General features: G+C 71.0%; 6 protein-coding genes. 2 read left to right on the top strand and 4 right to left on the bottom strand.

All coding sequences use genetic code 11. The features are described from left to right. Both BM249_RS17935 and BM249_RS17930 read left to right on the top strand, forming a co-directional pair. Positions 1-2,409, top strand: a 2,409-nt coding sequence (locus BM249_RS17935) for an autotransporter outer membrane beta-barrel domain-containing protein (RefSeq protein WP_091974547.1), incomplete at its 5' end; no start/stop codon positions are given. Positions 2,410-2,485: 76 nt separating this feature from the next. Further along, complete coding sequence (locus BM249_RS17930) at positions 2,486-3,103, top strand: glycosyltransferase (protein WP_177232449.1); 618 nt, start codon at positions 2,486-2,488, stop codon at positions 3,101-3,103. A gap of 139 nt (positions 3,104-3,242) precedes the next feature. On the opposite strand, the gene BM249_RS17925 is transcribed toward BM249_RS17930, so the two are convergent. Genes BM249_RS17925 through BM249_RS17910 form a run of 4 tightly spaced genes read right to left on the bottom strand, consistent with a single transcriptional unit; the run spans position 3,243 to position 9,161 of the window. Next, the gene (locus tag BM249_RS17925; RefSeq protein WP_091974542.1) at positions 3,243-4,817 is read right to left on the bottom strand and encodes a glycosyltransferase family 2 protein; all 1,575 of its coding nucleotides are present in this window, start codon (positions 4,815-4,817) and stop codon (positions 3,243-3,245) included. 23 nt (positions 4,818-4,840) lie between these two features. After that, positions 4,841-5,581, bottom strand: a complete 741-nt coding sequence (locus BM249_RS17920) for a hypothetical protein (RefSeq protein ID WP_143103794.1) — start codon at positions 5,579-5,581, stop codon at positions 4,841-4,843. Then, positions 5,578-7,449, bottom strand: a complete 1,872-nt coding sequence (locus BM249_RS17915) for a GSCFA domain-containing protein (RefSeq protein ID WP_091974538.1) — start codon at positions 7,447-7,449, stop codon at positions 5,578-5,580. Before BM249_RS17915 ends, BM249_RS17920 begins: the two co-directional genes overlap by 4 nt. Continuing rightward, positions 7,446-9,161: a hypothetical protein gene (locus tag BM249_RS17910; RefSeq protein WP_091974536.1), complete on the bottom strand. Its 1,716-nt coding sequence runs from the start codon at positions 9,159-9,161 to the stop codon at positions 7,446-7,448. The genes BM249_RS17915 and BM249_RS17910 overlap by 4 nt, the downstream gene beginning before the upstream one ends. Positions 9,162-9,323: the final 162 nt, after the last annotated feature.

Raw genomic sequence — 9,323 nt, 5'->3', positions numbered from 1 at the left:
TCCACGGGCGCGGATTTCGCCAACGTGGCGGTGACGAACAACGGCACCATCGCGGTGACGGAGAACGGCATCGGCATCTCGCGCGGCATCTATGCCGGTGAAAACATCGCCTCCATGGCGATCACCAATGCCGGCACCATCTCGGCGACGCGCAACGGGACCGGCACGGCGGCCGTCGCGGCCATCGATTCCGACGACGACGTCGCGGCCCTCACCGTCACCAACCGGGCCGGCGCCACGATCAGCGGCACCGGCACCGGGGTCCGCGCCATCCAGGGCCGGGCGCAGGCCTACACCATCGTCAACGACGGAACGATCACCGGTCCGACCGGTGGTCAGGCCATCGTGGTCTACGGTGCCGGCAACGCCACCCTCGCCAACAACGCCGGCGGCGTCATCAACGGCGACGTGCGCTTCACCGATGCCGACCCGCAGAACGCCACCACGGCCAACCGCCGCAACAGCACCACGACCAATGCGGGCCGCATCGCCGGCAATGTCCAGTACGGCATGGGCAACCACACCCTGACCAACACGGGCACCATCACCGGCAACATCGCCTTCGCGGATGTCGCGGCGAGCCGCAACACGGTGAACCTCGGCACCGGCTCGACCATCGGCGGCGCCATCACCGCGCAAGGGCTCGGCATCAACGCCCTGAACCTGTCGGGCACCGGCACCCTCGCCAGCAACGTAACCGGCTTCACCACTCTGCGGCAGTCCGATGGCGCCTGGACCCTGGCTCAGGGCTCGACCCAGACCGTCTCGGGCGGCGCCACCGTTTCGGGCGGCGTTCTCACCGTGAACTCGACCCTCAACGCCAACACGAGCGTCGGCGCCTCCGGCACCCTCGCGGGCACCGGCCGTGTGGTCGGCAACCTCACCAACGCCGGCATCGTCGCGCCGGGCTCCGCCGCCGCACCCGGCGGCACCCTGACGGTTGCGGGCAACTACGTGCAGGGGGCCAGCGGCACGCTGCAGAGCGCCATCACCCCCGATGGACAGGCCGCCCGCCTCGTCACCACCGGCACCGCCACCCTCGGCGGCACCGCGAGCCTGTTCGCGGCGGCTGGCACCTACCTGCCCAACACCCGCTACACCGTCCTCTCCGCCGCCGGCGGCGTGAGCGGCAGCTTCGCCACCGTGACCGATAACGGCTCCCTGCCGTTCCTCATCCGGGCCGTCGCCTCCACCGACGCCAACAACGCCTACGTGACCCTGGCGCAGCAGAGCTTCGGCCTCGTGGCGCAGACGGCGAACCAAGCCAACGTGGCGCGCGGCCTCGATGCGGCGCTCGCCAACAACCCGCAGGCGCTGCTCGCCATCGACAACCAGAGCAACGCCGGCATTGCCGCGACCCTCGACCGGGTCTCGGGCCAGAGCTACGCGTCGCTCGCCGACCCGCAGCTCCGCTCGGGCCGCGCCTTCGGCAGCCAGCTCCTGTCGCGGGCCTATGCGGCGAGCACGGAATCCGGTCCGACGGGCTTCACCCTGCCGCCGACGGTCTACGCCGCCGACATGCCGAACCGCGCCGCTCCGTCCGCGCCCCGGTTCATCGAGACCAGCCGCGGCTACGGCGTCTGGGCCACGGGCTACGGCCAGTTCGGCAGCGTGGATTCCACCGCCAACGCCGCCGGTCGCTCCGAGACCGTCGCCGGCATGGCGGGCGGCATCGACTTCCACCCGCAGGTCGGCACGGTGCTGGGCATCGCGGCGGGCTACGGCTCCGTCGATGTCGGCCTCAACCGGACGGGCGAGCGGGCGCATACGGACAACGCCCAGGTCGGTCTCTACGGCGGCTTCACCAACGGCGCCCTCTACGCCAACGCCACCGTGGGCTACGCCCACACCGAGGGTCGGGTGAACCGTTCGCTGGGTCTACCGCAGATCCAGGCCGGCGGCGCCCAGGGCAAAATCAGCGGCGATCAGTTCATCTCCGCCGGCGAACTCGGCTACCGCTTCGCCCTCGCCCCCACCACGGTGCTGTCGCCCTTCGTCGGGTTCCAGGTGAACACCTTCGATCAGGACCGGGTCACCGAGGGCACCGCCGGCCCCCTGAGCCTCACCATCGCCGCCAAGGACTTCCTCTCGGCCCGCACCCTGGTGGGTGGTCGCCTGGAGACGGCGACGACGGTGTTCAACGGTCGCCCGGTCTCGTTCTGGGTCAAGGCCGCCTACGTCCACGACTTCGCTGACGTCAGCCGTACCATCGGGGCTTCCTTCACCCTGGTGCCGACGGTTCCGTTCGCGGTGTCCGGCCGCCGCCTCGACCGCGACCGGGCCCTCGTCGGTCTCGGGGTCAGCACGGAGCTGGCGCCCGGCCTCGCCGGCTTCCTCGGCTACGACGCGGAACTCGCCTCCTCCGATACGATCCAGGCCGTGCGCGGCGGCGTTCGCTACAACTTCTGACCCGAACGGGTTCGAGGATCGGGGGGCGGCTCGGAGACGGGCCGCCCCTTTTTCCATGGCGAGGGGGGAGCGGGGCATGGGGTGGACGGCCGGATGGCGGCGCGGGCGGGAGGCAGCCGACGTCACCGTGGTGCTCACCTCATGCGGGCGCCACGACCTGCTGGAGCGGACGCTCGCGAGTTTCCGGACCTGGAATACGGATCGGCGGGTCGCCGAAATCGTCGTGGTGGAGGACGGCCCCGGCGATCCCGCCGAGATCTGCCGCCGGCACGGGGCGCGCCTCATTCGGCTCGGCCGGTCATGCGGGCAGATCGCCGCCATCGAGACGGGCTACGCCGAGGTGCGTACGCCCTACATCTTCCACCTCGAAGACGACTGGGAGTTCTATCGCGGCGGCTTCATCGAGCGCAGCCGTGCCGTTCTCGCCGTCGATCCCTCGACGCTCTGCGTCTGGCTCCGGGCCTGGGACGACACCAACGGCCATCCGCTGCACTTCACCTCGGCGGCGGAGGATTTCGGGGTGCTGGCCTTCGGCTACCGGGGCAAGTGGCACGCGGGTTCACGTTCAATCCGGGCCTGCGGCGCCTCTCGGATTACACGGCGCTCGGCAGCTTCCGCCGCATCCTCGCGAGCCCGCTCAAGCACGAGGGCCAGATCTCGCAGCATTATCACGCCCTGGGCTACCGGGCGGTGATCCTGGATCGCGTCGGCTACGTCCGCCACATCGGCTGGGACCGACGTGTCCCGCAAGGCCCCGTCGATCTCACGCCGGCCTGACCGGGTTTCCGAAGGGCAAGCCCTTCGGCGGGTGTCGGGCAGAGCACGGCGCTTCCTCAGGCCGATGCCCCCTCTGCCATCCGGGCCAGCACCCAAGCCGCCGCCTCTTCGGGCGTGGTGTGAGTGGTGTCGAGAAGGGGCAGCCCGAGTTCCGCCGCGAGGCGCCGGTAGGTGTCGATCCGGTCGTCCGTCATTTGTGCTTCGGCGTCGGGGACGCCCCGCGCCGTGAGGCGGGCCAAGGTGGTGGGGCGGTCGGCCCAGGTCATCACGCTGAACGGGCGCGGCTCCCAGCCGGCCCGGTAGGCGCTGGAGAGCAGCTGCGAGGCGGTGAACCAATGCCGGTCGAGCACCACCGGCCCCGGCGGCGCCTCCGCCAGGCTGAGGGCGACGGCATCATGCGCCACGGCATCGGCACGGTCGTATTGCCCGAGGCGGGCGAGATGCACCATCAGGGCGCCGATCCGGCCCGCGAACGGATCGAGCACCGTGGCGCCGAGGGCCGCCGCGACGTGGCGGGCGACGGCCGATTTGCCCGACCCGTCGAGGCCATCGATGGCCAGCACGATGCGCCCGGCTTGCGCCCCCTTCTCCTCGGACCGCGTCCGGTTCGAGGGATAGATCCGGCCCTCACGCCGGCCGTGTTCGAGGTAGTGCAGACATCCCTGCCAGGGGGCACTGAACAGGGCCGCAAGGTCGGGGTGCAGGCGCAGATACCCTGCCGCATCGAAGTCGGCGGGGAGCGGCCCGTCGAGGGCGATGAGATCCGCCATCCGGTCGGCTTCGGCGGCGGGCACGCCGTCGCCCCGCGCGCGGAAGAGGCGCGCGATGGCGTCGTCGTATCCGAGAATGCCCTCCGCCAGGGCCGTCCCGCGTTCCTTGGGGCTCAGCACGATGGCGTCGTATTCGGCCCGGAGGCCGCCCGCTTGCCAAGTGGCGTACCAGCGGCGCCAATGGCCGCCGACGCCAGAGTCGAACTCGGTGTTGCGCGCGTAGGCGGCGCCGCCCTGGATCACCTTGGCCTCGAACTGGGCGTAGCTCCGCACGGGGTAATGGTAGATGGTGAGGCGCGGTTCGTCGGCCCGGCTCACCGGGCGGTCGTAAGTCGCTGCGTGGTTGCCCTGGCCGATGGCGACGAAGCCCGGCCCCCGGCAGACCGCCTTGGCGCTGACCGTGCGGATGAGCTTCGAGCGGCTGCGGTCGGCCACGGGTTCCAGCACCGCGAGGGTGCCGTCCGCCAGGAACGGGCGACCGTCCTCCGGTGGGATCATGTTGCGGCGGCGAACCATGAGCACGTCGGCGGCGGCCGTCTCCAGCACTGCCTTCAGGCTGCCGCCCTCGGCGTGCCAGAACTCGTCGGCATCGCTGTTGATGATCCAGTCGGCCTTGAACAGGTCGCGGGCGAGGCCGGCCATGCGGGTGACCCAGGCATATTGCCGGTAATCCTGATCCTCCTCGATGAGGAGGCAGACCCGCCCCGTGGGGACGAAGCGCGCGACCACGTCGAGGGTCCCGTCCGTGGAGCCGTTGTCGGTGACGATGATGAAATCCACGCCTTGGGCGAGGTGGTAGGTCAGCCAATCCGCGATGATGTCGATCTCGTTGCGGATGAGCAGCGTCATCACGAGACGCATGGGCGACGTTCTCCCCGGAATTTTCACGTGAAATGGTTAGCGAGGCGCTCGCGCATCAGGGCGCCGTAGGCGGCGTTGGCGTGGGTGGCATCCTCGGCCCAGTAGTCCGTATGGAGGCAGCCCGCCCCGTCGAAGCAGGCTTCCGGTGCGGGCACGACCGGGCATCCGAAGCGCTCGGCGACACAGCGCAGCACGGTTTGCTCGACGTGCCAGAGCTTCAGCCGCACGGAGGCCGGCGTGAGGGTGAGGCGGTCCGGATCGAGGCCGTTCGCGGCGGCGAGCTTGGCGTCGTAGGCGCCGATGCCCAGGAGGGCGGTGAGGCGCGCCGTATCGGCTTTCGGCGGCGGTGCGCCGACGAGGACGAGACCGGCCGGTTCCTGCGCGCTGAGCCGTTCGAGGAAGGCGGCGAGGCCGGAAGCCGTCTCGGCGAAGCGTTCGCGCACGGCGCGTTCGGGCACGATCACCCGGTCGGGGAGGACCGGCAGATGCGGCAGTTCGGCCACGAAGAGATCGAAGGCCGGCTCGCCCTGGAGCAGGAACGCATCGTTGTAGCGGTTGCCTTCCCAGGCCAGGGCGATGCGCCGGCCCGGGGCGAGGGCGCAGAGGCGGTCCCAATAGACGGCCTGTTTCGGCCCGCCCGACAGGCCGAGGAAGCGCGGGTCCGCCGGCTCCAGGGGGAGGAGGTCGGGGGCTCGCGTCCGGTCGCCCCGCACGACGCCGAGCGCCTTGCGGTGCGAGTGGCCGGCGAGAACGATCGGACTCACGCCGCGCCCCGCCACGGCAGGATGCCGCGCGCGGTCATGAGGGCGAGGACGCGCTCTGTCGCCTCCTCCGGGGTGGTGCGCGAGGTGTCGAGAAGGGGCACGTCGAGTTCGGCGGCGAGCCGCCGGTAGGTCTCGACCCGGTCTTCCGTCATCTCCAGGGCGTCGCGGTCCTCGCCCCGGGCGATCATGCGCGCCACGGTGGTCTCGCGGTCGGCCCAGCACAGGAGGGTGAAGGGCCGGGGCTCCCAGCCGGGGCGGTAGAGCGACGACAACAGTTGCGAGGCGGTGAACCAGTGGCGGTCGAACACGATGGGGACGCCGTCTGGCACCGCGTCCATGGCCATGGCGACGGCCGCATGGGCGATGGAATCGGCTAGCGCGTGCTGGCCCGTGCGCGCGAGCCAGACAAGGAGCGGGCCGTTGCCGTCATAGGGGTGGAGCACGCGACCGCCGATGGCATCGGCGACACGGCGCGCGATGGAGGATTTGCCAGCGCCGTCGAGGCCGTCCAGCACGAGGGCGATCCGCCGGGCCTGCGCGACCTTGGTCTCGGCCCGCGTCACGTTCGAGGGGTAGATCCGGCCCTCGCGCCGGCCATGTTCGAGGTAGTGGAGATCGCCTTGCCAGGCGTTCGTGAACAGGGCCGCGAGGTCCGGATGCAGGCCGATATAGGTGGCGCCGTCGAAATCCGCCGGGAGGGGGCCGTGCTCGGCGGCGAGCGCGGCCATCCGCGCGGCGGTGTCGGGATCGGGGGCGTCGTGCGGCATGGTTTCGGTCTCGTGGGATGGCAAAGGGAGCGCAGCGGCCGGGCGCTCGGCCATCTCCTCCTCGCATTCGGCTTGCGTGATGGCGTGGGACAGGCGCGCGGCTTCGGAGAGCGACGCGGGGGAGATCACATCGGTGTCCTCCGGCAGATCGCGACCGCAGGCGGCGAGGAACACCCGCATCACCGCGCGGACGCCCTGCGGGCTGACGCTGCGGCGATCGGGGGCGAAGAATCCGTCCGCGGCCTGCGGCCCGGTGACGATCTCGTAGGCGGGAAAGTAGATCACCTCGGGCAGGGTGCGGGCGACGTCTCCGGCCGCCACCCGCAGCACGGCCTTGGCGTGGGTGGTCGCCTCCAGCACATGGCGCCCGCCCACCGTGGCGACGAGGGGGACGGGCGAGACCGTGAGGATGACGCGGACCCCCGCGTTGAGGGCGCGCAGTTCCGTGACGAAGGCGGCGAGATCCGCCGTCACCTCCGCGCAGGTGAATTCGACGAAGCGGTGCCGCGCGGGGTCGAACCGCCCCGCCACGGTGCCGGGGCAGGCGGGAAACACCGCGCCGTCGTGGGCGGTCCAGGCCTCATTGAGCCCGAGGGTGACGATGACGACGCCCGCGCGGGCGAAAGCCTCGCGGGTCAACCGCAGGTGCTGGGCGGTGAGGGCCGTGAACTCCCGCTCCGTGCGGGCGGTGTAGCGCAGGCCCGGCCGGAACGGATCGACCACGCGGTCAGCCTCGCACCAGCGATCCTCGACGGGTGTGAAGGTGCCGCAGGCCCGGCGCAGGAGTTGGAGCAGCTGCCGGGCGGTGTAGACGTTGCCGTAGGCCGCGCTGTAGCGCGCATAGCCCAGGGCCTCCGGCGTGATCCTCAGCCAATCGGCCAGGGGCTCGGTGCGGAGATAGGGCAGCCCGGCGCGTTCGAGGAACGGCACGAGGTTGCCGGCAAAGCAACTCCCCACCGACACGATGGGGGCGCCGGCCGGGATCAGCGGCCCGTGTTTCGGGTCCAGGAGATCCCGTGGAGCACGGCCATCGAAGGCGCGCGACCAGAATGCACGGTCGGGCAGGGCGGCATACGGATGGGCGCCGGGGGGCAACGTCATGCGCCGCTGTCCGGCTTGGGCGTTCGGCGTAGACCGGTGGGCAGCACGGTGCCGACCATGTCGGACAGCATCCGGTATCGCCTGCGGGCCGGCGGCCTATGAAGATCGGCCTCCAAGGCATCGACGCGAGCCCGTGCGCCGTCGAGCGCGGCGGTCAGGCGCCCGCGCTCCCGGTCGAGTTCCGCCGCGTAGCGGATGACCCGGTCGGTTCGGCGGCGGGCTTCGTCCAGCTCTTCCGTGACGGCGGCGACCCGCCTCTCCGCTTCAGCCCGCAGGGCCGCGACTTCGCCCTCGAGGCGGGCGATGATGCGGTCGCGCTCCGCGAAGGGGGCCGAGAGAGCGGTTCGCACCGGCAGCCGGGTGGCGGCGAGCCAGGCGCGGTCGCGGCGCGTCGGGCGCCCGCTCACGAGGGTCTGGAACCGGGCCTCGCGGGCGAGGATCGCGTCGAGGGTTTCACCGTCGAGGGGCAGGCCCAGGCCTTGGGCGGTGGCCCGCACAAGGGGCAGCAGGGACAGCTCGAGGCCCGAGGCCGGAACGCCGCAGACCTCGACATCGGTGAGCGCGTTGACGAGGCCGCGCACGAGGAGATGACCGGCCGTAAGGCACTCGATCTCCCATTCGGCATCGATGAAGACCGCCGCGCCGTCCCGGTACAGGAGATTGCGGGGAATCGCATCGACGGCGCCACCGGGCAGGAGAGTTGCGAGGGTGAGTTCGGCTCCGCCGGCGTGAAGCGTCCGCACGGCCTCCCACCAGATCGAGGCCCAGGCGATCAGGTCCGCGAGGGTCCAGCCGTCCCCGGCCATCCGCGTCCGCAAAGCCGCCTGCCACGGCACGCCGGGGATATAGGTCTCATCCGGGAACCGGTTGGTGACGCCCTCCACCGTGCGCGGCAGGCCGGGATGGAGGGGGGTGCGGCTCACCCGGATCCCGTCGCCGCAGGGCGCGAAGCTCACGACCTTGTCGAAGGCCGCGCGGCGGCGATGGCCGAAATGCAGGGCGAGACGGTCGTCGGGGGGCAGGGGCGCGGACGAGGCCACCACCACGAAGGCGGGGGCGAACGCGCTCAACAGGCCCGCCCGGGCTGCGCCCGCCCAGGCGCGTCGCAGCGCCGGCCGCTCGGCCTCGGGAACCGAAGGCGCGAACGCCGCGGCGTCGGCGGCGAGGAGGCCAGGATCGAACTCCCCTTCGCCCGCTGCCAGCCCGCGCGCGGAGACGAGGCTGAGGGCGAGGCGGTGGCTCGGAAACGGGAACCACCAGTCCTGCCGCGTCAGGCCGAGTTCGGCGAGACGGTCCCGTAGACCTGGATGGGTGGGCGGTTGGTGCCCCACGCCCGCTCGGCCATCCCGCTCCGCGAACAGGCCGAGCGGTCCGCCCGTTCCGTGCACGGCGCGGGACAGGTTCAGGCCGTTCTCCACCACCACGATGAGGTGACCGCCCGGCTTCAGGGCGGCCGAGGCCGTGCCGAATGCCTCGTCCGACGGATCGATCAGCACCACGGCGTCGAACCCGGTTTCGCTGGATGAAGCATCCCCCGTCGCCACCGAGAGGGCGGTTTCACGCAAGGCGGCAACCGTCTCGGGATCGGCGCCTGTGACGCGGATCGAGCCGGTGAGATGGGTACGGAACGGATGGAGCGCGCGGATGTCGAAGGCCGACGCTTCGGCGGTTCTGACCTCCGACGCCGGAATTGCCGATTTATCCCGGCTCATTTTCTTATTGTCATATTCTATTTTGCCGGATCATCCCAAATACTGGTCCGTATGGGATACATGGACAATCTGAGAGCTCGGATTTATTGTTCCGGGATTCGTAAAGTCAAACGGTCATATTTTGGTATTGGGTCCGAGCCACGGAATGAATTTCCACAGCGG

Source organism: Methylobacterium gossipiicola, from assembly GCF_900113485.1.
GTDB classification, from domain to species: domain Bacteria; phylum Pseudomonadota; class Alphaproteobacteria; order Rhizobiales; family Beijerinckiaceae; genus Methylobacterium; species Methylobacterium gossipiicola.
This window is presented reverse-complemented; position numbering and strand designations above follow the sequence as displayed.